We start from the raw sequence: 24,279 nt of genomic DNA on the forward strand, positions 1-24,279 counted from the left end.
GCGATTTATGTTTTATACCATTGGCTTGCTGTTGATCTTTTCGATTATTTTGCTTGTGTTTGACCGGAAAAGCAGATACTCTTATTTATTTGTGCTGATGGCAGCAGGAGTGATCATTGCGTTTTTTTCCATTATCCTGCATATCAATATGTTTGCAAGCTATGCAAGTTATTATGACAGCAGTATTTATTACCGTCTGGATTACTATATTTACAGGACGATTACAGACCGTATGGCCCTGCCGATTGTCTATAATATCCGGCTGATGAATTTAGGAATCGCCCTGTTTTTATTGGCAGAGACAATTTTTAATTACGAATTTTATCGGGGGCTGAGAGGCTACAGAGAGCAGAAAAAAAGCCGGGTGAAGATACGGGGCCATGTCCTGCTGTTTTTGATTCCGTTTTTGTCCCTGCTGTTGTATGATCCCATAACATCTACAAACATGTACATCTATTATCACACTTCGGCCAGACCGCAGCTGGTGTATTACGTCTTTGAGGCGGTGAACCTGATCGTTAAGCTGAGTGTTCTTTATTTGCTGCTGCGGCCGGTTTTTCTGCTCCTTCGGTATGTGGCGGAGACGACCGTGCTGTTTTTGCGGAAACGTATTTTTTTGTTATCCATGGGGCTGCTCCTGGTGGCCTCCCTGTTTTACCGCTTTTTTTACGTAGGGCCATTCAGTGTATCCGTTGGTAAGGTCATCCGCAGCGGTTTTTGGATTTTTGAAAATGTCCAGGCCAGGATTTCCAAGGTGTATCTGACTTCCCCATCGGTGGTATTGATCGTTCTGGCGGTCTGCATGTCTATTCTGCTCAGCTTTCGTATGGATATCTCCGCCACCCTGTTTGTGGAACGGAAGATTCAAAAGAATCTGATTGTTATGAACGGGATGCTGGGTGAAACCCTTCATTCCCAAAAAAATTTACTGTTTTCCTTGCAGATTCTGACCGGTAAGATTGACGCCAAGGTGCCTCAGAAGGAGGAAGTTCCGGAGATCGGGAGAATGAAACTGCTGATTGATGAATCCCTGGCCCGGACTACAGAGATGCTGGATAAGTTAAAGGAGGTCAAGTACCATTACCTTCATAACTGCATTGTCAGCATTATTGATGAAGCCCTGGCCGAGGTGACGGTTCCGGAGAATATCAGGATAGAGTGGGATAAGACAAGTTTTGAGGGAATCAGCGGAATGTATGACAGGTATCACTTATGTAAGGCGCTGGTAAATATTTTTTACAATGCGGTGGAGGCAATTGAGCAGTCAGGAAAGGAAGAAGGAAAGATTACCGTGCAGATTTTTTTCCTGTTTCACTGGCTGGTAATTGCGATTACGGATAACGGAACCGGTATCAAGCCCAGAAACCGTAACAGGATATTTACCCCCCACTATTCCGGCAAGCAGGGGAAGATGAACTGGGGCCTGGGGCTTCCCTATGTATATAAAGTGGTGAAAGCGCATCTGGGGCAGGTGAAGCTTGACAGCAGGGAAGGCGTTTATACATCAGTGCTGGTGATGCTGCCAGTAAGCAAAAACGACCCGGCAAAACAGCCGTGATCAGGGAGGGAATAACATGGAGAAGATCAGAATTATCATTGCCGATGATATGGAGGAAATCCGCAACCATCTGGCTGAAAAAATAGCGGCTTTGTCCGGAGACATTGATATTGTCGGTGTTGTGGGAACCGGAAGGGAAGCCGTCAAGCTGACTGAGGAGCTTTTGCCGGATGTGGTGCTGATGGATATACAGATGGAAACCAGGATTGCCGGGATTTCTGCGATTGCAAAGATTCAGGAGCTGTTTCCCAATGTAAAGTGTATTGCCCTGACCGTTCATGAGGATGAGGAGTTTATTTTCCGGGCTTATCTGGCCGGTGCGGCAGACTATATCATTAAGGTAAGTCCTGTGGAGAAGATTGTCAAATCCATTCATGATGTCATTGACAATAAGCTGCTTGTCAGGCCGGAGGTTGCCAGGAAGCTGATTGACGGATACCGGCAGGTGCAGGAAAACCAGATCCGTTTAAAGGAAACCTTTCAGGTGATGCTTCTGATTAATACAACGGAATATGAGATTTTGAAAATGATATACGGTGGGCTTACCTACAGAAATATCGCTGAGCTGCGTTTTGTGCAGGAAACTACGATTCGCTCACAGGTCAATCACATATTAAAAAAGTTTGGAAAAAAGCGGATGAAGGATGTCATCAGGCAGTTGCGGGAGCTGAAGATATTCGAAGATTAATAGAAAGAGGGAACCATAATGAAATCAAGGAAGCTTGGCAATACAGGACTGTACGTGCCGGAGGTCGGCTTTGGCGCATGGGCCATCGGCGGAAAAGGCTGGGGATCCACAGCGGATGATGAGAAGGCCTGGGAGGCGTTGGAAATCTCCTGGGACCAGGGTGTGCGCCTTTTTGATACCTGTGATGCTTACGGCGATGGGCACAGTGAGATTTTGCTGGGAAAATTTTTAAAGGGGAAACGGCAGGAGGCCGTGATTGTTACAAAAGGCGGAACTAATTTCCGGGTTCAGGAAAGAAGTAAGAATTTTGAACGGGAGTATCTGTTTGCCTGTCTGGAAGAGAGTCTGAGGCGGCTTCAGACAGAGTATGTTGACGTTTATCTTCTCCATGTGCCGGATGCCGCCTGGCAGGAAAAGGGCCTGATCTGGGATACGCTAAAGGAGATGAAGCAATCAGGAAAGGTCCGGTTTGCAGGACTTGCCATGTGGGGAGCAAAGGACACGCTTCATGCATTTTCCCAGGATGAGGAGCGGGTCATGGAGGTTTTGGAATGCCCCTTTAATATTCTGAACAAATCGAATCTTAAGGTGGTGGAGATTGCCAGGGAAAGGGGAATTGCTGTGCTGACCAGCCAGCCCCTGGCCAGCGGAATTCTGACCGGGAAGTATGCTGCCGGAACCGGCTTTCCGGAAGGGGATAACCGGAAGGGCTTTTGGACCGGTGAGAGGTTTAAAGAGGTGGAGCCAGATATGGAGATCATCCGGGCGTGTATGGCTGAAACCGGCTTAAATATGGTACAGCTTTCTCTGGCATATAATCTGAATTATCCAGGTATCAGTTGTGTGATACCGGGAGCGAAAACCCGGGAACAGGCACTTTCCAATATCTCCGGCAGCGGCATTGTGCTTGATGAAGCGGTGATGGAGCGGTTGAAACAGACCAGAGGATTTGTGTTTTAAGGCTGGGACAGGGGGACTGATATGAGCTTACAGATCATTTGTGCCGGGTGGCAGATGAAACGGTTTCCGGCGGGGAGAGGGTTCAGCTATGAGGACCTTGAGAATGGGTTTGAGACCCCGGGAACTGGAAGAGACAGGATCTATGAGATTTCTGACTTTCCGGCTCAGGTTCATGATGTGCTGCTGGCATATGGGGAAATAAAAAATCCCAATCTTACGGGAATAAACGAGGATTTGTGGATTGATGACTATGACTGGGTTTACCGGTGCGGGTTTTCGGCTGAGACAGGGGTGGAGTCCTGGCTCTTGCTGGAAGGAATCGATACCTTTGCCGATATTTATGTAAATGGCGTGTTGGTGAGGCAATGTGAGGACGTTTTTTTGGAGTATCAGATTCCGGTGTCCCAGGTGCTTCTGGAACGGAATACGCTGCTGATTCATTTTCATTCGGCAAAGCACCGGATGGATGAAGCAGTACTGCCCCCGAAGTATCAGGGACGGGTTGGGGCGAACTCTGCATTTCGGGTGTTCCGTTCAGGATTTCACGAGTATTGTGGTCCAGCTCCGTTTTTGATCCGATGCGGAATCTATGGAACGGTGGCATTAAAGCAGGTTTTTGCCCCTTCTTTTAAAGAGGTTTTGGTTGACACCATCCTGGAGGAGGACGGCAGCGGGAGAGTGCTGGTCGACGGAGTGTTTCTGGGCGATGGAGTGCAGGGGCTGGTTTCTGTCCAGGTGCTGGATGAGGATGGACGGCTGGCTGCAGGTCTGGAAATACCGGTTGAACATAACCGGGTAAGGGCAGAGCTGCGTGTGGAACGCCCGCAGCTTTGGTGGCCGCGAACCCACGGGACACCTTATTTATATAAGGTAGAGCTGTGCTGTATCGGGAGCCCGGGGGAAAGCCTGATTAAATCTGTCGGATTCCGCCGGATAACCGGCGGGGCAGAGATGAATTTTACGGTAAATGGCAGGCCTTTAAAACTGTGGGGAGCAAACCTGGTTCATCCGGATACCATGAGTAATTGCTATCGCCCGGAGGTGATGAACCGGCTTCTTGATCTGGCAGAGCTTGGCAATTTCAATGCTCTGCGGGTCTGGGGAGAGGGAGAAAAGCTTCCGGAGGCGTTTTATGAGGAGTGTGACCGCAGGGGGATACTGATCTGGCAGGATTTTTATTTGTGCTGTTCCCTGTATTCGGAAGAGCCTCATTATCTTGCGCTGTGCCGGGAGGAAGCAATGCAGCTGGTAAAACGGCTGAAATCCCATCCCTGTATCCTGCTCTGGTGCGGCGGCAATGAAACTCTGTTATGCCGGGACTATGGTTATCCCGGCGAGGAATGTCTGGGGAGCGTGATTTTTGACCAGGTTTTTGCAAAGGTGTGCAAAAGCCTTGATCCAAAACGGTATTATCACCTTTCTTCCCCGTCCGGAGGCCGGTGGGCCAATGACCCGGAAGAGGGTGACACTCATGGCTATACCCATCTGTGGTTTGTTCCGGGGCGGGAATATCCGGTGTTCTTAAGTGAGAACTGCCGGGTTTCGGCACCGGCAATCAAATCCATGAGACGCATGATGACGGAGGAGGAGCTTTGGCCTGATGGTTATAGCGGCCGGGTAACACGGAAAACAATGTTACAATGGCCGGAAACCTGGAGCCGGCATAATACCAACCAGGGCTTCTTAAAGCTGGGGCCTGTGGAGCATTATTATGACGCTCTTTCCCCGGAGGAGCTGGTGTATAATCTTGGCGCGGCACACGGGGAATATATCCGGGAACAAGTGGGGCGGTTCCGCCGGGGCTACAGCGGAGACCATCCGATGGACAGGCGGCGGACAGGCGGGCATCTGCTCTGGAAGTTCAATAATAACAGCAATATTATTTCTTACGGAGTGGTGGATTATTTTCAGGAGCCATACTATCCTTATTATGAATTGAAACGCTGCTATGAGCCGTTTTTTCTATCCTGTGAGTTTGGGGACCAGGGCTATTTGTGGATTACCAATGATACTCCGGAGGTGAAACAGGGGATTTTGGAGGTGTCGCTCTTTGACATTCAGAAGAATTGCATGATCCGATCCTTTGAGCAAGCATTTTCGGTGGTTCCGGACGAATCCCGGCCTGTCTGTACCCTCAAGCCTTTCGGACAGTTTTTAAAAAGGCATGCGGTGTATGCCAGGGCTGTATCAGATTCAGGGGAGGTTTTAGGAACCTCACTGGATGTTTTTGAGATCGAGCGCCATATGGAATATCCAGTGAAAACGGGTTTGTCCCTCATCCAGGAAGGTGATTTGCTTTTGGTTTGCTGTGAAGCCTTTGCCAGGTGTGTGGAGGTTACGGCAGGAGATGGCGGGGCGGCTTTTGGCTGGCTGTTTGAGGATAATTATTTTGATTTGCTTCCCGGAATGGAAAAGCGGATCCGGATTCTCTCCGGACAGCTGCAGGGAAGGATAACTGCAAAATCAGTTTATGATGAAAATCCGGCAGTTCTGTGGTATCAGAGTCCGGAACGGAAAGAGAGGGAATGATGGCAGGCGATTTTATTGTGGAACAGATCAGGACGCCGGTACGATACACCTGTGATACTGTGGTGTGCGGCGGCGGTACAGCCGGTTTCGCGGCGGCTCTTGCTGCGGCCAGAAACGGTGCAAAGACGATTCTGGTGGAACGGTTTGGTTATGTGGGCGGTACCCTGGTAAACGGGGCAGGACCGCTTCACAGCTTTTACAATCTTTATAAGGCTTTCCCGGAGGCTCCGAAGCAGCAGGTGGTTCAGGGGATTCCTCAGGAGATTATTGAACGGATGATGGCAGCCGGTGGGTCCCCCGGCCATTTAGAACAGGACAAGGGCGGCAGCTATGATTCCGTGATCACGATCGTGGACTGGGAGCTGTTTAAGGATGTGGCATTTGCCATGCTTGAAGAGGCCGGAGTAACAGTACTTTTACATACCATGATTGTAGGAGCATTAATGGACGGGGCCCGGGTGACCGGCATTGTGACAGAAGGAAAGTCAGGGAGAGAGGCAATCAGGGCAGGAGTCGTGATTGATGCCACCGGGGATGCGGATGTTGCCGCATTGGCGGGAGCGGATTATGTGAAACGTCAGGATACCACTTCAGTGGGAATGCCTTTCGGGATGAATGATGTTGATATGACCCGATTGGTGGACTATCTGAAGGAAAAGAATTTGATCACCCAGCTGATTGAAGGGGATAAGGGGAGCGAAACAGACCACGTGATTCGTCTGGGCTTCCAGTTAAACCAGGTGCCGGAATTTACGGAATTTATGGATAAGGAAGGCATGTGGGGACCGTTGGGTTTTTCCCTTCATGAAAACAGCTTTACTTACATCAACAGCGCCAATTTAAAAAATGTGGACACCACCAATTCGGAGGAATATTCGGCGGCAGAGATTACTCTGCGCCATCAGATCATGCAGTTGGCGGCGATGCTTAAGCAGTATATTCCGGGGTTTGAAAAAGCCTATGTGAGCTGGACGCCGGCCAGCATCGGTATCCGGCTGACCAGAATTGTGTCCTGTGAGCATGATATGTCTCTGGATGAAATTGTGAATGGACGGCGGTTTGAGGATGAGGTGTATCTATACGGCTTTCATGATTGCGCGCCGCGGATTGTCATTAAAGACGGCGGCTGCTACGGCGTGCCGTACCGGGCGCTGCTGCCGGTGAAATTACAGGGAATTCTGGTGGCAGGCAGATGCATTACCAGTACCTGGGAGGCGCATATGTCTACCCGCAATACGGTGTCCTGCATGGCTCAGGGGCAGGCTGCCGGAACTGCCGCCGCCCTTTGTGTCCGGGAAGGCTGTCTGCCCAAAGCACTGGATGTAATGAAACTGAGAACAACATTAATTTCCCAGGGAGTGTATCTGGGACAGGAGGATCAGATCAGATGAAGATAACGTTAGCAGAACCTTTAAGTGTTCCCAAAGCTCTGATTGGAACATATGCAGAGAAGCTTGCCGCCCAGGGACATGATTTTTCCAGCTATGATACGGTAGCGGCCAGTGAGGAGAAGTTGATTGAGAGGAGCAAAGGAAGTGATATCGTAATAATCGCCAACCATCCCTATTCAGATACGGTGGTCCGGGCGGTACAGGAGCTAAAAATGATTGCAGTAGCCTTTACCGGCATTGACCATGTGGGGGTACAGGCATGCCGGGAGCAGGGGGTGACGGTTTGCAATGCGGCAGGATATTCCAATCAGACGGTAGCGGAGCTGGTGATCGGCATGGCTGTCGCTGCTTTACGGAACCTGCGAAAGGCTGACCAGCAGCTTCGGGCCGGCGGTACCAGTGCGGGCATCGGCGGAAAGGAGATCTGCGGCAGAACTGTGGGAATCGTTGGAGTTGGGCGGATCGGTCTGGTAACGGCGAAGCTGTTTCAGGCTTTTGGAGCAAAGGTGATTGCCTATGATCCTGCCTCACCGGAAATGGGTGAGCATTCGGGGATTGTATATCAGTCTTTGGAGGAGGTGCTGTCTCGCAGTGATCTTGTATCTTTGCATCTTCCCCTTAATGAGAATACCAGAGGTTTTATAAATGAAGAACGTCTGGCACTCATGAAGCGGGATGCAGTATTGATCAATTGCGCCAGGGGACCGATTGTGGATAACAATGCCCTGGCTGAGGCCTTAAACGGGGACCGGCTGGGCTATGCCTGTATTGACGTTTACGACGGAGAACCGCCGCTGGCTAAGGATTATCCGCTTCTTCATGCGAAGAATACCCTGCTTACTCCCCATCAGGCGTTTTTATCTGAGGAATCAATGGTGCGAAGGGCGGAGATCACCTTTGGCAATGTGGAGAAATACCTGGCCGGAACGCCTGAAAATGTATGTGTGTCATTAGGGTAAGACAGAGGAGGCTGGAAGGAATCCCTGTATAGCAGTCTTATTCCTTGTCTCAGCCTGAATACTCCTGTATAGAATTCAACGACAGGATCAGATGGCGCTCTGCCAGGGGATATACTTTTTCAAAATCACATGTAATGATGCACACGGCGTTCCCTCTTCTGGCGATGCGCTGCAGGGATTTCTTCAGCATATATAAGGTATCATAATCAACATATTTTTCCGGATAAATGCAGAAGATGATTTTCTTTCGCAGAAACTCAAACCGGTATAAGTACATGGCCAGTTTTTCCTTTTTAGGCAGGTTCCTGCAGGAGGAGCGGGGTACAAACCCCTCTCCTTCATATTCTTTTAGGAAAGTCTGTTCCACATATTGCATTCTGGCGTGTTTTAAGATGCCCAGGGGACCGGCCAGCTTCCTGTAGCTGCCAATGCATATATTATCTCTGGTGGACAGTGTTTCGAAGATGCAGTCCTCTAAATCAAATCCGGCAAATACAAAGGAAGAGCAATTCTCCCCTCTGACTGGTTTCCCATATACGCAGATGGAGCCGGATGTCAGATCCCGGGGATGGGATAGGAAGGCCAGCAGTTGGGATGAGGCGTTCCGGAATAAGTCAAAGATGGCAACGATCCCGCCCTCATGAAGTTCAAAGCATATGTCCTTCAATGAACCGTAACAGAGCCCATCCGCTTTCATTGCCACGACCCGGGAGGCGTGGGAAGAAGACCCTGTGTAAGCCAGGGGACGGCTGTACAGCTTTGAAATATCAATGGTATTCCTTTTTTCATTGTATATCCACTTCACCATGCGGTGGTCGTCCATAAAGTAAATGCGGTCTGAGAAGATCTGAAGCTGGTATATGTCACAGGATGTTATAAGAAAGGAAACATTTTTTGTTTTCAGATACTGGTACATCCTTGTGAATTGCGGGTCCTGAAAAAAGGTCAGAGGAATGTCATCCAGGATGATCAGCCTGGCTCCAAGTATGTAAGCCTTCATTATCTCCACCAGACATTGCTCTGACCTTGTAAGATGGCCAATCTGTTCCTGGGGAGGAATTGCAAGCTTCATTTCCCTCATGTAATTCTGCGCCTCATGGAGGATAAGCTTTCGGTGCATGAGAAAGGCATTCTTCTTATGCCGCCGGATGATGAACACATTTTCCGCCACTGAAAGAGAGGGGATCAGGGAACTGTGCTTTTGTACCAAGGCAACGTGGGATGCCAGTTCCTGATGGGAAACCGGGGACTCCTCATAGTAGAATCTGCCGCTGTCCGGTAACTCCTGACCGGACAGGATAAGGGAAAGAAGGGTTTTTCCGGAGTCATGAAGTCCCATGAGTCCAATGATTTCTCCCTTATACTGATACATAGTCAGATGGTCTAAAAGCATGGTATTGTCTTTGCGCAAACATAAATCCTGTATCCGGTACAGTTCCTCAGGCATAGGTATTTCCTCCGTTTTGAGAAAAGTCATCAGAATTCACGGAGATATAGGGGATGTGAAGCTCCACATCAGTTCCCAGGGCAGGTGTGCTGGAAACATGGAGCCCGTAATCGTCTCCGAAGACCAGCTTCAGCCGCCGGTTTACGTTCCACAGAGCAATGCCGGTGCTCCTTTTGCCGTAATTTGGTGGGACATAGTACTCCTGATCCAGGGAACGGTTCAGCATCTTAAGGGAATTGGGATCTATCCCTTTTCCGTTATCAGATATGCGGATATTAATATGCTTTTTGGAAGGAATAACTTCTATGGTGATGACCCCTTGGTCTGCGGATTCCGTAAAGGCATGTACAATGCTGTTTTCCACAATGGGCTGCAAGGTTAGCTTTGGAATCACTGCATCCATAATGCTGTTCCAGGCATCCGGCAGATCCACGTTCAGACAGAACCTGTCACGGAAGCGGTATTGCTGGATCTTCATATAATTGCTGATTACATTTATTTCATCGTTCAAAGTGGCAAAGTCGCTTTTCGTGCTGATGCTGTAGCGGAAGAAGTTAGACAGGGCATAGGTAATATCCGCTATCTCCCTCATATCGCTTAGTACGGCCTGGGCGCGGATGCATTCCAGGGCATTATACAGAAAATGCGGGTTTATCTGATTTTGCAGGGTCAGGAGTTCGGTCTGTTTCTTTAAGATTTCATTTTCATAGTAACGCGCATTATCCCGGACGGCCTTCTGGCTGTGTTCCTCTAAGAGCTTTTGTAATTTCTTTTCTGTTAAGAGCTTCATATTCTTTCTTTCCCTTTGCATGTCAACTGTATATTTTTCGGTAATCTTTCGGCGTGATGCCAACGTATTTTTTAAATAGCTTGCTGAAATAACGGGCATCCTGAAAGCCTGTGGAATATGCGATCTCATTGATGGACAAATTAGAGCCCTTTAAGAGCTCTCTGGCCTGACCGATCCGGTATGAATTTAAATAGTCCACGAAATTCTCACCGGTCTCCTTTTTAAAGATATTGGAAAGGTAGGCCGGATTTAAGGTTACTAATAGCGCTGCATCCTCCAGCCGGATCGGATCCTTATAATGTTCTTCAATGTATTTAAGTACCATACGGATGGGGCGGGTATTCTGAGCCTGGACGGCCTTGTGGATATTTTCAAATATGTAGGACACAGGTTCCGATACGGCAGCCTTTAAGGAATCTAAGGACAATGCGTTTTCTATGGCGTAGTGAATCTGGCCGGATAAGTAGTCAAGCGGCAGCTCTTCCTGGTCCAAAGATAAGTCCATGCGTACAAGCACCCGGCATATCTCCCCCAGCATGTCAATGATATCAAACAGTGGAAAAAGGTTCTTTGGCCTGAAAAACAACTGATTTAATGTAGCCATGAAATCCGTGATATTTACGGATTCAATGGCCTTTTTGAATTGCTGTAAATATAAACCTTTTTCCACTTCTGTAAGATATGGAACCGGAGGCAGCTTCTTCCAGTACAGGATCTGGCCGCAGCCCGACAGTATGCGGTAATAGGCAGCATCCATTGCGTCCTTATTGGACTGTCCGAAGGAAGAGATCTTATCATAGGAATCCCCGACACCCACAGTTATCTTAAGTCCGGCAAATAAGTCCAGGAGATTACAGGCCTTCTGGTAAAATTCCTTAAGATGGTCAGAAAAGGATACGGCCTCCTGCCGGGGATAATTGATGCCGAGATAGATCGCGGTGCCTTCCATACAGGAAAGAACCTGGAAACAGAAGCCTTCAAATTCCTCGTGGAACATGGAGATCAGCTTTTTGTTTAAAGAACCGATATTGTCCAGATTATCCGCACTCTGGTTGACAAAGTCCAGCTTGAGGCAGAGGATACAGAACAGTCCTGGTTTAAAGTCTATGCCATATTCACCGATGACCTGCTCCAGAGGGACAGCAGGGTCCTGGATTTCCCATATAATACGCTTTAGGAAAAAGGATCTGCCGGGATGCTCTGTGTGGATGGCAGGCATAACCTCGCCTGCAGCCTGGGACTGATGGCTATTCAATTCTTCCATGATTTTCTTAAGGGCCTGGTTCAGTTCGTTTTCATTGATGGGTTTTAAAATATAGTCATCAACCGAATATTTCAAGGCGTTGTGGGCGTATTCAAACTGTTTATAGCCGCTTACAATGATGAAGCGGCAGGGAATATTTAAATATCGTGTCTGGCGGATCAGCTCAATGCCGTCCATAACAGGCATGCTGATGTCCGTAATCACGATGGCAGGGCGTATTTCCTGAATCTGCCCAAACAGCTCCTGACCGTTGTGGGCGCAGCCGGCAAATTCCAGCTGCAGCTCATCCCATAGGATCATCTTTTTGATCAGCTCGCAGATCAGGAATTCATCGTCAGCTATGAGCACCTTCATTCTTTCACTTATCACAGGACCCCTTCTTTCTCTTATTAATTTGTCATTAATATTGTTTAGCAGAAGTTGCATTTTCTTCTGCTAAAAGGCGGATGCGTTACCGCCGTAAATCTGATTAAGAGAACATGATTTTTGTTCTCTTAATATAGCATACCAAAATGGCAGTGTAAATGGTGGAATTAGTAAAAATGCATAAAAAATATGCTGTAATCATACAAAAATAGAAATATTACACATATTCTAAAAAACGGTGCATTGAAAAAAGACCGAAAGAATCTTATGATAAGTTCCATCAAACACCTGTGAACAGGTTGATCGAGAAAGGAGAAGGAGTATGAACAAACAGATTCTTGCATGTATATTGGCGGCGGCTATGGCAGCAGGAGCCCTTGCAGGATGCGGCGGAACTTCCCAAAGCGGCGCAGCAGCGGGTGAAACGACAGCTTCAAAGGAATCCGATGGGGGAGCGGAGAGCCAGGGAGGGGAGGCAAAGACCGGGGAGAATATCACCCTTACCCTGTGGCATATTGAAAATGACGCCAAACGGCAGGAGGTAGTGAAACGTTGTATTGAAAGATTTGAGGCAAGCCATCCCAATGTGAAAGTGGAACAGGTGCCAATGGAGAACGACCCTTATAAGACCAAGCTTACCACCGCCATGGCAGCCGGACAGGAGCCGGATATATTCATCTCCTGGGGCGGCGGATGGCTCCAGTCCTTTGTGGAAGAGGGAAAGGTGCTTGATATTGATGAGGACGTGAGAAAAATCTCTGACATCTACCACGAATCAGCCCTGTCTCTTTTCGAGCTTGAGGGGAAATACTGGGCAGTGCCCTTCCGGGCAGGGGCGGCTCCTGTGTACTATAATACCGAGATTTATAAGGAGCTGGGACTTAAGGTTCCGGAGACGGTAGAAGAGCTTGAGGCCAATTGTGAAGTTATTAAGGAACATGGCATCATTCCCTTTGCTGAGGGCAATTCCAGCCAGTGGCCGGGTGCGCTTACCTTTATATGGCTGTCCCTTAGAGAGGGAGGCTCCCAGACATTCCTTGATGCCTATAACCGTACCGGCAATGCAACGTTTGAGGACGAGAGCTTTATTAAAGCCGGACAGAGGATCCAGGATTGGGTGAAGAAAGGATATTACCCCGAAGGCCTCAATGGTATCAATTATGATACCGGAGGATCCAGAATGCTGTTTTACAGCGGTCAGGCAGCTCACATTGTACAGACCAACAGTTTCGTCTCCAACTGTAAGTCTGAAAAACCGGATTTCTACGAAAATAATCTGGGGTTGTTCAATTACCCGGTAATAGAAGGCGGAAAAGGGAAGGCAGACGAGATCTTAGGAGGCGGAAACGGATATTCCATCTCAGCTTCCTGTAAAAATCCCAAAGAAGCCATGGAACTGATAAAAGTCCTGACAGATCAGGAATATGCCCAGGATATGTCTGATACCGCAGGCATCCTTACCGGAATAAAGGGTGTGGAAATCAAGGACAGCAAGCTGCAGCAGATGGAGGAGCTTCTGGTTCATGCCTCCTATATGCAGAACTTCTACGACCAGTTCCTGCCGACAGAGCTTGGAAACTTACATAAGCAGACCACCTACGACCTCTTTGGACTCACCACCACGCCAGAGCAGGCGGCCGCTGACATGGAAGCGCTGGCACAGAAGGATCTGGTTAAGAAATAATACATGACATGGTAGGAGAGGGTGTTGCATGGCAGAATGCATGTTGCAACGCCCTCATTCCGGATCGTCCTCTGTGAGAAGGAGTGATTATATGAGCAAACGAAATAAACATATTGGGATCATAACGCTGTTCGTGCTCCCGGCCCTGCTGTTTTACGGAACATTTAACGTAGTGGGAATCGTCAGGACATTCATCTACAGCTTTATGGACTGGAAGGGGATCAGCGCCAACAGGACTTTTGCAGGATTTGGGAATTACATCGAGCTGTTCGGAGATTCTTTGTTCTGGAATGCTATGATGAACAACGTAATCCTGGTCATTGTCTCCGTGGCTGTCCAGCTCCCCGGAGCCCTTCTCTTAGCCCTGCTGATCAATCAGGAGCTTAAGGGAACAAGGTTTTTCCGTACGGTGTTTTTTATGCCGATGCTTCTGTCCACGGTTGCAACCGGTATTATGTGGATTCTGTTTTATGATCCCTATTTTGGCCTGATAGCCAGTCTTATGCAGAAGTTGGGCTTAAAAAGCATTGCTTTTCTGGAAGGGAGATCATCCATGCCTTCCATTCTGTTCGTCATATGCTGGCAGTTCATTCCCTTCTATATGATTATATTAAAGGCGGGACTGACCAATATCCCGACGGACATTTACGAGGCGGCCAGGATCGACGGGGCAAATGGGAAGCAGTGTTTCTGGAAAATCACCCTTCCGCTGCTTGTACCGACCCTTCGCTCAGCAGCGGTTCTGCAGCTGGTGGGGTCTTTAAAATACTTTGACTTATTCTATGTCATGATGGGCGGCGCGCCCAACAGAGCAACAGAGCTGATGGCCACCTACATGTACAAGAAAGGGTTTACGGAATTCCGCATGGGATATGCCAGCGCCATTGCTGCCAGCATGTTCATTCTGTGTTTTGCCATAGCATGTTTGTTCCTTTATATTACGAGAGATAAGGAGGCGGCATAATATGGGCGTGTTGTTAAAAAGAAAAATAAAGAATGCCATTCTCTATGCAATCAGCATCGTTATTGCACTGATTACAGGATTTCCCTTTGTGTTTCTGGTCATCAACAGTTTTAAAGGCATGGGGGAATACTTAACCAATATCTGGAGACTGCCCAAAGAGCCGTTTTTCGGAAATTACCAGTTGGTTCTGAAACCGGATTTTCTCCGGTACTTCCTAAACAGCGTTATGGTGTCGGGAGTCAGTGTTTTCATCATTGTGGTCGTATCGTCCATGATTTCCTTCACCTTTGCGAGGCTTAAATACAGAGGGAGAAATCTGCTTTACTTTGCCATTATCGCAGGAATGATGATCCCGGTACATACGACACTGATCCCCACATTCACGCTTTTAAGCAGCATCGGTCTGACGGATACTTTAACCGGCCTGGTGGGGCCTTATGTCAGTTATAACATTCCCATTGCCGTTTTCATATTGACTCAGTTTTTCCGGGAGATACCAAAGGAGCTGGAGGAAGCGGCCATCATTGACGGCTGCAGCATTGTGGGAACCTTTAAGAATATCATACTTCCGCTGTCTGGTCCGGCTATCTCCACAATCGTGGTGTATACATTTTTGAACATCTGGAATGAATTCATTAATGCCAACGTGCTGATCAACAGCACAGGAAAGAAGACCCTGCCCTTAGGGATCCGGGAATTCTACGGCATGCAGTCTGTGAATATACCGGCAGTGCTTACCGCTATCCTGATCGGATCGCTTCCGGTCATCCTTTTGTACTTCTTTGCACAGGAAAAGGTAGTTAACGGACTGACCCAGGGAGCGGTTAAAGGCTGAGTGAGCCTGGAAGGGACATATATAAGGAACAGAACGAATGGGATAGATCGTAAGAGAGGAGAGGATTTGATATGTATTTTGAAGAGAGGGCCAGGGAGTTAGTCGGCCAGATGACCCTGGAAGAGAAGGCCTCCCAGCTAAGATTTGATGCCCCGGCAGTCAAAAGGCTGGGGATCCCCAGATACCACTGGTGGAATGAATCGCTTCACGGTGTGGCAAGGGCGGGGACTGCAACCATGTTTCCCCAGGCCATCGGTATGGCGGCCATATTTGACGAGGAGATGATGAAGGAGATCGGCACTGCGGCGGGCATGGAAGCAAGGGCAAAGTACAATGCTTATTCGGCCCTGGAAGACCGGGATATCTATAAAGGGCTGACCCTTTGGTCTCCCAATGTGAATATCTTCCGTGATCCCAGATGGGGAAGAGGTCATGAGACGTATGGAGAAGATCCATACCTTTCCGGCAGACTGGGCGTGGGATTCATACAGGGAATCCAGGGAGAGGGTGAATACTTACTGGCAGCAGCCTGTGCCAAGCACTTTGCGGTACACAGCGGACCGGAGGAACAGCGCCATACCTTTGATGCCAGAGTCAGCAAAAAGGATCTGTGGGAAACCTATCTGCCGGCCTTTGAAGCCTGCGTCTCCGAGGGTAAGGTGGAAGGGGTTATGGGAGCGTATAACAGGACCAACGGAGAGCCATGCTGCGGCAGCAAAACTCTGATACAGGATATTCTGAAAGAGAAGTGGAAGTTTGACGGATATTTTGTGTCGGATTGCTGGGCCATCAAGGATTTCCATGAAAACCATCATGTGACGGATACTGCCGCCCAGTCCGCGGCCATGGCCCTGAGAAATGGCTGCGACATCAACTGCGGAAATACTTACCTGCATATTTTAAGTTCCTATGAACAGGGCCTGGTGACAGAGGAGGAGATTACAGAGGCAGCGGTCCATGCAATGCGCACCAGAATACGTCTGGGACTGTTTGATGAGGACTGCCCCTACAACCAGATTCCTTATGAGACGGTGGGATGCAAAAAACATAGAAAGCTGGCCATCCGCGCAGCGGAAAAATCCATGGTTCTCTTAAAGAACGACGGGATTCTACCACTTGATAAGAAGCTTAAGAGGGTGGCTGTCATCGGGCCAAATGCGGACAGCCGCTGGCCGCTCATCGCCAATTACCACGGCACAGCACCCCGTTATGTAACGGTACTGGATGGGATAGAAAATTTTCTTGATGAGGATACTAGAATCTTTTACTCGGAAGGCTGCCATACCATGAAGGACCGTGTAGAACGGCTGGCACTGCCGGGAGACCGCATAAGCGAGGCGGTGGCTGCAGCTCTTGAAGCAGGGCTGGCCATTGTATGCGTGGGACTGGATGAGCGGTATGAGGGGGAACAGCAGGATCTGGGTAACCGTTTTGATGAGACGGTCAGTATGGCGGATAAGCCCTCACTGGCTCTTCCTGAATCCCAGCGCCGCCTGCTGACGGCACTCATAGAGACTGGTGTACCGCTGGTGGTGATAAATATGTCTGGAAGCGCAATGGACTTAGCGTGGCTGGACCAGGCGGAATGTGTGAAGGCAATCCTGCAGGCGTGGTATCCCGGTGCTGAAGGCGGAACGGCCGTAGCCAGAATCCTATTTGGGGAGACCAGCCCATCAGGCAGGCTTCCAGTCACCTTTTATCGGTCTGAGAAGGAGCTTCCTCCCTATGAGGACTACAGCATGAAAAACCGGACCTACCGGTATATGAAAGAAGAAGCCCTTTATCCCTTTGGATTCGGCCTTTCCTATTCCAGCTTCCGGTACAGGGATTTAGAGTGCGTCCCTGCAGATGGCGGCAGTGTGTCCGTATCCGTGAAGGTCAGGAATGAAGGGCCGGCAGATGGCGAGGAGGTGGTTCAGGTGTATGTGAAGAACCTGGATTCTTCTCTAGCAGTGAGGAACCATTCTCTGTATGCCTTTGCCAGGGTGAGTCTTGCAAAGGGACAGGAGAGGAAGGTAAGCTTTTCTCTTCCAGGTCTTGCTTTCTGCGTGGTGGACCAGGACGGGAACCGTAAGCTGGATGGATACCGGTTTGATATATATGCAGGCGGAAGCCAGCCTGACAGTAGGAGCTGTCTGCTTATGGGGGCTAAACCTTTAAAAACCCGGGTGGAGTTATAAGAGGGACTGTGTGAAAGAAAGCTGAAGAAGGAGAGATAAAATGGATTTATTACAGGTAAGAAATGGTGTAATCGTGGGTGAATCTGGAAATCCTGTATACCTTCGCGGAACCTGCGTGGGGGGCTGGATGAACATGGAGGATTTTATCAACGGATATCCGGGTACTGAGAGCGGGATGAAAAGAGAGATGGCCAAGGCACTTGGTGCAGGAAAGGCAGAATTGTTCTTTGAGACCATCCTTGACAATTTTCTGGCTGAGGAGGATATCCGGCTGATCCGGGAAACCGGGGCCAACTGCATCCGAATTCCTTTGAGTTACCGGCATTTTGAGGATGACCAGAATCCCTTTATATATAAGGAAGAGGGATTTAAACGGCTGGATGCCGTACTGGATGCCTGCGAACGCCAGAGGGTCTACGTAATCCTGGATATGCATGCTTTGTCCGGCTGGCAGAACTGCCACTGGCACAGTGATAACGAACGGGGAGCGGCTCTTCTCTGGAGCTTCCGCCATTTTCAGGAACGGATCATTGCGCTTTGGGAAGTGATTGCACAAAGGTATAAGGGCAGAAGTGCGGTGGCAGGCTACGACCTGATGAATGAGCCATCCACAGGAACGCCCACCGGCGAACATGCCTATGACTTTTACGAGTTCTATCAGTCGGACTGGAAGGCAATCAACAAACTGTACCGGGAGATAGCAGATGCGGTTCGTAGAATTGATAAAAAGCACATCCTGTTTCTGGAGGGGGATAATTATTCCAGGAATTTTGAAGGGCTTGAGAAGCCTTTTGAGGATAATCTGGTATACAGCAGCCATAACTATATACCTCCGGGATATGGGCCGGGGACGTACCCGGGATATTATGGCGGGGTGTACTGGGATAAGAATAAGCAGAGGGCTGAGTTCCTTAACCACCAGGGGACACAGTTTGCCTTAAAACACCATGTACCTCTGTGGGTAGGGGAGTTCGGTTCTCAGTATCATGGTTTTTTGGAGGAGCTTCCATACCGCCTGGCATCTATGGAGGATCAGCTGGATATTTACAACACGTATGGAGTCCACTGGACCACCTGGACCTATAAGGATCCGGGGATTATGGGATGGGTATTCTTAGATCCGGAAAGCGAATATATGAAGATTATCCAGCCGGTCCAGGAACAAAAACGCATCCTGGGAGCTGAGAATTTTGTCGCAGATTATGCAGGGGCGGCGGAGGGCAGAAAGAAATCCCGCGCGCTTGCCGATTATATCCTGGATGTGATGGGAGAAACCAGGATTGACAAAGCTTCCAATGCGTTTGTGATGAATTACGGGGTGCTTAACGGCTATGCGGGCGCTATGCTGCAGCCGGCTTACGCCAGGCGTTTTGCCGGATACAGTGAGGATGACTTAGAGCGTATTGCCGGAGGCTTCAAGCTGGAAAACTGCGTTAAGAACCAGCCTTATCTGAATCTTCTGAAACATATGCTGCATTGATAAATATCCGTTGTTCTGTTAAAATTAGATGTGATAATATGTAAATAAGCAGCCGGGAATAACGGAAAGAGGAGAGAGCTTGGGATGAGGAAAAAGATAGTCTGGAAAGAAAAAATGGCTGAATACTGGATGATTGGACTTTTACTCTTCCTGGTGGCTGTGTTCTCTTATATGTTACCGGTATTTGCCACCAGAGGGAACCTTGCCAGCTTCCTGCGTTCCATGCCTATTTTGGGAATTGCCACGCTGGGGGTGGCAATGCTCATGATCTCTGGCGGAATTGACTTATCCTGCGGGGCCATTATGGCCTGTGCAGGGACGGCGGCTGCGTATCTGGCGGTGCGGGGAATGCATCCGGCAGCATGCCTGGCTCTTGGAATCCTCTGCGGCGGTGCATGGGGACTTCTCAACGGGTTTCTGATTACACGGTTTGAGCTTAAGCCGTTTATAGTGACCGTAGGAAGCAATTATATGATCCGTGGGCTGACCCAGATGTTCACAGGGGGCATTTTGATCAGCGGCCTGCCAGGCTGGTTCTACCACATTTCCAACACCCATCTGCTGGGCAATATCCTCTATTCCAACTTTCTTATCTTCCTGATTCTGGCAGTGGCAGTTGTCCTTGTTATGAAATGTACCATATTCGGCCGATACTGCTATGCCGTAGGCTCCAGTAAGAAGGCCAGCAGTCTGGCCGGCATCCAGGTAAAACGGCACCTTCTGAAGGTCTACTTTATTGAAGGGGCCTTTGCGGGGATTGCGGGAATCATCCTGATGTCCTACTTGAACGTGGGCGCCTCCAGTGAGGCTATGGGGCTGGAAGCATATGCCATCGCTGCTGTGATTATCGGCGGGATCCGGTTTGAAGGAGGGGCAGGAGGCATCGTTCGTGCGGTACTGGGGCTGCTTATTATAGAAGTGTTTAAAAACGGTATGAATGCGGCCGGTTTAAATACTTACGGGCAGCAGGCTGTTACAGGGCTTATGATTCTGGCGGCGATCGTGATGGACTATTTTCGGAAGAAGAGGGAAGAATCGGCATGAGAATGTTTAAAATTGGGGTAATCGGAATGGCGGTATGCCTTTTGGTATCCGGATGCGGGAGGCAGCCCGCCGACGCTTTTAAACGGCAGGAAGGGAAGACTCTGTATTTGATTGCATTGAATGAAGAAGGACCTTATTGGAAGCCGCTGATACAAAGCGCGCAGGAGCAGGCAAAGAAGCGGGGATGTTCTCTGATCATAAAAGCCGGGCTGCCTGGGGATTCCTCACGGCCCCAGAAGCTGATTGAAATGGTCCAGGAGGCGATCGATCAGAAGGCAGACGGCATTGCTATGGCAGCCTTAGAACCGGAGATGTTTGATATAAAAGCGGCGGAGGCAATGGCTGCCGGAATCAAAGTAGTCACCTATGATACGGACATCAGGACTTTAAACAACCGGCTGGCATATATCGGAACCAATAATTATGAAGCCGGAATGGAACTGGGAAGACGGGGAGCCGAAGACTTAAAAGCCCGGGGAATTACCGGGGGGAGGCTGACGGCCGTTACCTACAGTGGTTCCGCTCAGAACATGACCGAGCGTTACAGGGGGCTGAAGGACGGTTTTAACCAGGCGATGGAGCAGGAGGCCGCCCAGTTTACCTGGTGTACCTGGATTATAAACGACCTAAGCGTATCCAGGGCAAAAGAGCAATTGGAGACACAGATCATATCATATCCTGACTTAAAGGCGGTGTTCACTCTGGGAACAGAGTCTGTCATTACCGGAACCATGGAAGCTATCAAATTCCAGAATCTGCAGGGAACTCTGTACCACTATGGATTCGATTATTCCCCTACTCTGGCAGCCGGTGTGGATGAGGGCCTGATTACAGGCATCGTGGACCAGAACTGCCAGGTGATAGGCAGGACACTGGTGGACAAACTGGCGGACGCAGTGGAAGGGAGAGAGATCGGGAAGGAATACTTAATTGACGTGACATGGATAGAAGCTAAGGATATAAAAGCGTATGAAGAGAAATCGGAGAGGTAATATGAAAAAGAAACGTGGGGCCCGGCGAGGGATTGCCTGGGGAAACGCAAAAGGGAGGCAGTGGAAAGCAGGAGACCTGGACTATTTCTTTTGCAGGTTTGTAACAGATAAAAGATTTGTTTTACAGTTAATGGAAAATATTGTATAATTGCCATATTGCTGGAATAAAATTCATATTCCAACAATCGGCTGGATGGCGCAAAAGGCATGCGACTTTTATCAGAAGCTGTATTGCAATATTATGAGAAAAAGGGAGATGATAAAAATGGATCAGGATAATCAAGAGAATTCCTGGCAGGACAGGCAGGAAGGGAATCAGGAGGTTGTTTATGAGCAGCCTGAGAAAGCGGCCCAGAGCAATATGGCCCTTGCATCCCTGGTCATGGGGATCCTGGGAATTATAACCTCCTGCTGCTGTTACGGAGGCTTGATTTTTGGAAGCCTTGGAATCCTGTTTGCCCTGCTTTCCAGGACGGAAGAAAAGCTGGAAGGCTATGCAAAGGCAGGCCTTGTCACTTCATCTATTGCCATTGTGCTGGTTGTATTGGTTATAATCGTATTTATCGGTATTTCGGCTATGAGTGATTTGGGGTTAGGAGGTGTGTTTTCGTGAAGACTTCATCATCAGAACTTAAAAAGCGTGCAAGGCGGAACTTAAAAGGCGGATACGGCCTGTGCATTGGTGCCCAATTTCTTGCAGGGGCAGTTCTTGTGGTCATTTCCCTGGTGTATGTATTGACATCATTTTCCATGGGGCTGGTGAAAGATCCTTTTTCCGCCGGAATAAACAGCACATTTGCGGGAAATATGGCTTTGAGGGCAGGGATTTATTTATCCTTTCTGGTGATCCTTTCCGTATACAGCCTTTTAATACCCGGAACCCTTAAGATTTATCTGAATATGAGTACCGGCCATAAGGCCAGGCTGTCTGATCTGCTTTTTGCATTTCAGAATAAACCGCATAAATTCATTGGACTTTATTTATTAAATGTTTTAATTGGATTTATATGGGCTATCCCGTATTTCGTGGTGCTTGCTGTTGCATTGATCACTGATTTCATACCGGTCATGGTGGTATTGCTGGTGCTTACGTATCTGTTTCTGCTCATTGGAAGCATCTTTACAATGCTGTGCTTATCCCAGTCCATGTATATCCTCATTGAATCTCCGGATCAGAGGGTATGGAGGTGCCTTAAGGAAAGCGCACATATGATGAAAGGAAATAAAGGCAGGTTTTTTTATCTTTGTATAAGCTTTTCCGGCATGATCATCCTGGGATACTGTTCCCTTGGGATCGGTTTTCTTTGGATATTCCCTTATATCTATGCTACCATGACAGAGTATTATCTGGATCTTAAGGGGCAGTTTTCCCATAACTCCTTTGGAGGCGTTGAGGAAGCCTTTTCTCAGTCCATGTGGGAAAATCAGTGGTAGAACCGTGTCATACGGGATGTGTGCGCATAGAATACACTAAGGAGGTGTATCTATGCGCATTTGTGAGTATATGCTAAAATGGTATCAGTATTTGACACACTAAATTTTCGGATAAATTTTAAGGTTAAAATCTGGGATTTCTTTCTTGGTTCCGCGCTTTTCTTTTGAATATTCAACCTTTTCCAAGACCTCCTTTAATAAAGTATTTTGTTCTTCTGGTGTTAACGTATTAAAATTATCTAGTAAAAACTCTATTTTCGGTATTAGCAACGTTCTTTTTTTCTCAAAATCCTCTTGGCGTTTTTGTTGTTTAAGTAGTTCATCTAGTGCATTTTGTGCGGAATTTATTTCCTCTCTTATTTTTTCCACCCTATTCTTCAGTGTATCTGCATCATAGACCCCTGTCTCAAATGCCTCATATGCCTTGTCTAACCGTTTTTTGTGCTTATCTATAAAATCCATAGTCTCATTTATTTTGGTCTGCGTAATAGCTATTCCAACAACTGAAAGTTGAGGAGAGGAAATGGAGATGCGATAATCAGCAAGCCAAGATCTCAATGCTAACATTAATTTATCAATTACATCATCAACAGCGGCTCCGGGCATATCGCATTTCTTACATAAGAACAATTCTTGTTTAATTCTTCCACTAACTGGACGGCGAATCATTGTATACCCACAGCCTTGGCATTTTAGAAGTCCAGCAAGAGGATTTTTGATTGTTCCACTTAGCCAAACAGGGGGTTTAGATCGAGAATTGAATACTTTTTGTGCCAGATCAAAGGTTTCTTTATCAATGATAGGTTCATGTAATGCAGGAAAATAATCACAATCTTTGTTGATTGGCGTAGAATTTTTAACAGTGCCATTAGTCATGACCTTGACTATTTTGCGTCTGCCAGCTGGTATTTCTCCAATATATGTTCGATTAAGCAAGATATCACGTATGACGTTATGAGCCCATGTCTCACTATACCTAGGCTTAATAAACATTTTGTCCAGTGTTTTACCGATAGCAGTAACACTGATAGGTTTATTATAGGTTTCTGGAGTTCCTGCAGTATACATAGCATAAATCAAACGCACAATTTCTGCTTCTTCGGGAACTATTTTAAGGCTATAGCCTTTTTGTCCCTTTAGTTTATAGCGTTCATACCCAAATGGTGCTTTTCCCCAAGGCCATTTCCCTTCCTTGGCAGTGTTGTATTTTCCATCTCGTAATCGCCTACGAATTGTTTTATATTCGCGCCGGCTCATGAAAAGTCCAAATTCAGCATACTCCTCATCAAACTCATTGTTGGGATCGAAGGTTTTCATCGGAGTAATTATCTTTGTATTGCCATATTTGAAAGTTTCCATAATGAGCCCCTGGTCCCTTGTATCTCCACGAGCCAAACGTTCCAGTTCTACGACTAGAACACCATTCGGTTGATCGTTTTCAATATCGGTAAGCAAACGCATCATTTCTGGCCTTGCGGCAATAGTTTCTCCGGACACAACCTCGCGATAAACTTTAGAAATTGAAATTCCTAAATGGTTAGCGAGCTCCTTCAAACGGTTCTCATGTCTAGCTAAAGTCTCGCCTTCTCCGTGTGCCTCTGCTTCTACATCTTCACGTGACTTGCGTAAGTACATATAATACTTACCATTGGGATCTAGCGTCAATTGTATCATCTCCTTGTTAAATGTACGTAAAAAAGGGCATAAAAATAAC

The 24,279-nt window shown here is 48.0% G+C and carries 20 protein-coding genes; 16 read left to right on the forward strand and 4 right to left on the reverse strand.

Going from position 1 to position 24,279, the window contains the following annotated elements:
- Window positions 1-7 precede the first annotated feature (7 nt).
- From K401_RS0121700 to K401_RS0121725, 6 genes are read left to right on the forward strand one after another with little or no spacing between them, the layout of a single operon-like run.
- Complete coding sequence (locus K401_RS0121700) at window positions 8-1,558, forward strand: ATP-binding protein (protein ID WP_024294925.1); 1,551 nt, start codon at window positions 8-10, stop codon at window positions 1,556-1,558.
- Window positions 1,559-1,574: 16 nt separating this feature from the next.
- Window positions 1,575-2,246: a response regulator transcription factor gene (locus K401_RS0121705; RefSeq protein WP_024294926.1), complete on the forward strand. Its 672-nt coding sequence runs from the start codon at window positions 1,575-1,577 to the stop codon at window positions 2,244-2,246.
- 18 nt (window positions 2,247-2,264) lie between these two features.
- On the forward strand, window positions 2,265-3,206 hold the full coding sequence (locus K401_RS0121710; protein ID WP_024294927.1) for an aldo/keto reductase: 942 nt from the start codon (window positions 2,265-2,267) through the stop codon (window positions 3,204-3,206).
- Window positions 3,207-3,227: 21 nt separating this feature from the next.
- A complete protein-coding gene (locus K401_RS0121715; protein WP_024294928.1) occupies window positions 3,228-5,735 on the forward strand; it encodes a beta-mannosidase in 2,508 nt (835 codons plus the stop codon).
- Window positions 5,732-7,126 (forward strand): FAD-dependent oxidoreductase, encoded by a 1,395-nt coding sequence (locus K401_RS0121720; RefSeq protein ID WP_242837863.1) that lies wholly within the window; start codon window positions 5,732-5,734, stop codon window positions 7,124-7,126. The genes K401_RS0121715 and K401_RS0121720 overlap by 4 nt, the downstream gene beginning before the upstream one ends.
- Window positions 7,123-8,085, forward strand: a complete 963-nt coding sequence (locus K401_RS0121725) for an NAD(P)-dependent oxidoreductase (RefSeq protein ID WP_024294930.1) — start codon at window positions 7,123-7,125, stop codon at window positions 8,083-8,085. The genes K401_RS0121720 and K401_RS0121725 overlap by 4 nt, the downstream gene beginning before the upstream one ends.
- Window positions 8,086-8,134: 49 nt before the next feature.
- Here K401_RS0121725 and K401_RS0121730 read toward each other — a convergent pair whose 3' ends face one another.
- The 3 genes from K401_RS0121730 to K401_RS0121740 are packed head-to-tail and all read right to left on the reverse strand — an operon-like array spanning window position 8,135 to window position 11,955.
- Complete coding sequence (locus tag K401_RS0121730) at window positions 8,135-9,532, reverse strand: ATP-binding cassette domain-containing protein (protein WP_024294931.1); 1,398 nt, start codon at window positions 9,530-9,532, stop codon at window positions 8,135-8,137.
- The gene (locus K401_RS0121735; RefSeq protein ID WP_024294932.1) at window positions 9,525-10,322 is read right to left on the reverse strand and encodes a sensor histidine kinase; all 798 of its coding nucleotides are present in this window, start codon (window positions 10,320-10,322) and stop codon (window positions 9,525-9,527) included. Before K401_RS0121735 ends, K401_RS0121730 begins: the two co-directional genes overlap by 8 nt.
- Before the next feature lie 22 nt (window positions 10,323-10,344).
- Window positions 10,345-11,955 (reverse strand): response regulator transcription factor, encoded by a 1,611-nt coding sequence (locus K401_RS0121740; protein ID WP_166435289.1) that lies wholly within the window; start codon window positions 11,953-11,955, stop codon window positions 10,345-10,347.
- A 319-nt stretch (window positions 11,956-12,274) separates the two neighbouring features.
- On the opposite strand from K401_RS0121740, the gene K401_RS0121745 reads away from it, so the two are divergent.
- The 10 genes from K401_RS0121745 (at window position 12,275) to K401_RS0121790 (ending at window position 22,565) form a co-directional block, all read left to right on the forward strand.
- Window positions 12,275-13,636: an extracellular solute-binding protein gene (locus tag K401_RS0121745; protein WP_024294934.1), complete on the forward strand. Its 1,362-nt coding sequence runs from the start codon at window positions 12,275-12,277 to the stop codon at window positions 13,634-13,636.
- Between the two features lie 91 nt (window positions 13,637-13,727).
- A complete protein-coding gene (locus K401_RS0121750) occupies window positions 13,728-14,600 on the forward strand; it encodes a carbohydrate ABC transporter permease (protein WP_024294935.1) in 873 nt (290 codons plus the stop codon).
- A 1-nt stretch (window position 14,601) separates the two neighbouring features.
- Window positions 14,602-15,435 (forward strand): carbohydrate ABC transporter permease, encoded by an 834-nt coding sequence (locus tag K401_RS0121755; RefSeq protein ID WP_029695172.1) that lies wholly within the window; start codon window positions 14,602-14,604, stop codon window positions 15,433-15,435.
- A gap of 71 nt (window positions 15,436-15,506) precedes the next feature.
- On the forward strand, window positions 15,507-17,615 hold the full coding sequence (locus tag K401_RS0121760; protein ID WP_024294937.1) for a glycoside hydrolase family 3 C-terminal domain-containing protein: 2,109 nt from the start codon (window positions 15,507-15,509) through the stop codon (window positions 17,613-17,615).
- Window positions 17,616-17,655: 40 nt separating this feature from the next.
- Window positions 17,656-19,095, forward strand: a complete 1,440-nt coding sequence (locus tag K401_RS0121765; protein ID WP_024294938.1) for a glycoside hydrolase family 5 protein — start codon at window positions 17,656-17,658, stop codon at window positions 19,093-19,095.
- A gap of 84 nt (window positions 19,096-19,179) precedes the next feature.
- The gene (locus K401_RS0121770; protein ID WP_024294939.1) at window positions 19,180-20,139 is read left to right on the forward strand and encodes an ABC transporter permease; all 960 of its coding nucleotides are present in this window, start codon (window positions 19,180-19,182) and stop codon (window positions 20,137-20,139) included.
- The gene (locus K401_RS0121775; protein ID WP_027352357.1) at window positions 20,136-21,131 is read left to right on the forward strand and encodes a sugar ABC transporter substrate-binding protein; all 996 of its coding nucleotides are present in this window, start codon (window positions 20,136-20,138) and stop codon (window positions 21,129-21,131) included. Before K401_RS0121770 ends, K401_RS0121775 begins: the two co-directional genes overlap by 4 nt.
- Window position 21,132: 1 nt before the next feature.
- Window positions 21,133-21,279, forward strand: coding sequence for a hypothetical protein (locus K401_RS32990; protein WP_156882277.1), 147 nt, complete (start codon window positions 21,133-21,135; stop codon window positions 21,277-21,279).
- A gap of 117 nt (window positions 21,280-21,396) precedes the next feature.
- Window positions 21,397-21,744: a DUF4190 domain-containing protein gene (locus K401_RS32005; protein WP_024294940.1), complete on the forward strand. Its 348-nt coding sequence runs from the start codon at window positions 21,397-21,399 to the stop codon at window positions 21,742-21,744.
- Window positions 21,741-22,565: a DUF975 family protein gene (locus K401_RS0121790; RefSeq protein WP_024294941.1), complete on the forward strand. Its 825-nt coding sequence runs from the start codon at window positions 21,741-21,743 to the stop codon at window positions 22,563-22,565. The genes K401_RS32005 and K401_RS0121790 overlap by 4 nt, the downstream gene beginning before the upstream one ends.
- Window positions 22,566-22,664: 99 nt before the next feature.
- Here the strand turns inward: K401_RS0121790 and K401_RS0121795 are convergent, their stop codons facing one another.
- Window positions 22,665-24,230: a recombinase family protein gene (locus K401_RS0121795; protein ID WP_024294942.1), complete on the reverse strand. Its 1,566-nt coding sequence runs from the start codon at window positions 24,228-24,230 to the stop codon at window positions 22,665-22,667.
- Between the last annotated feature and the right edge of the window lie 49 nt (window positions 24,231-24,279).

This window comes from Lacrimispora indolis DSM 755 (assembly GCF_000526995.1).
Taxonomy (GTDB): domain Bacteria; phylum Bacillota; class Clostridia; order Lachnospirales; family Lachnospiraceae; genus Lacrimispora; species Lacrimispora indolis.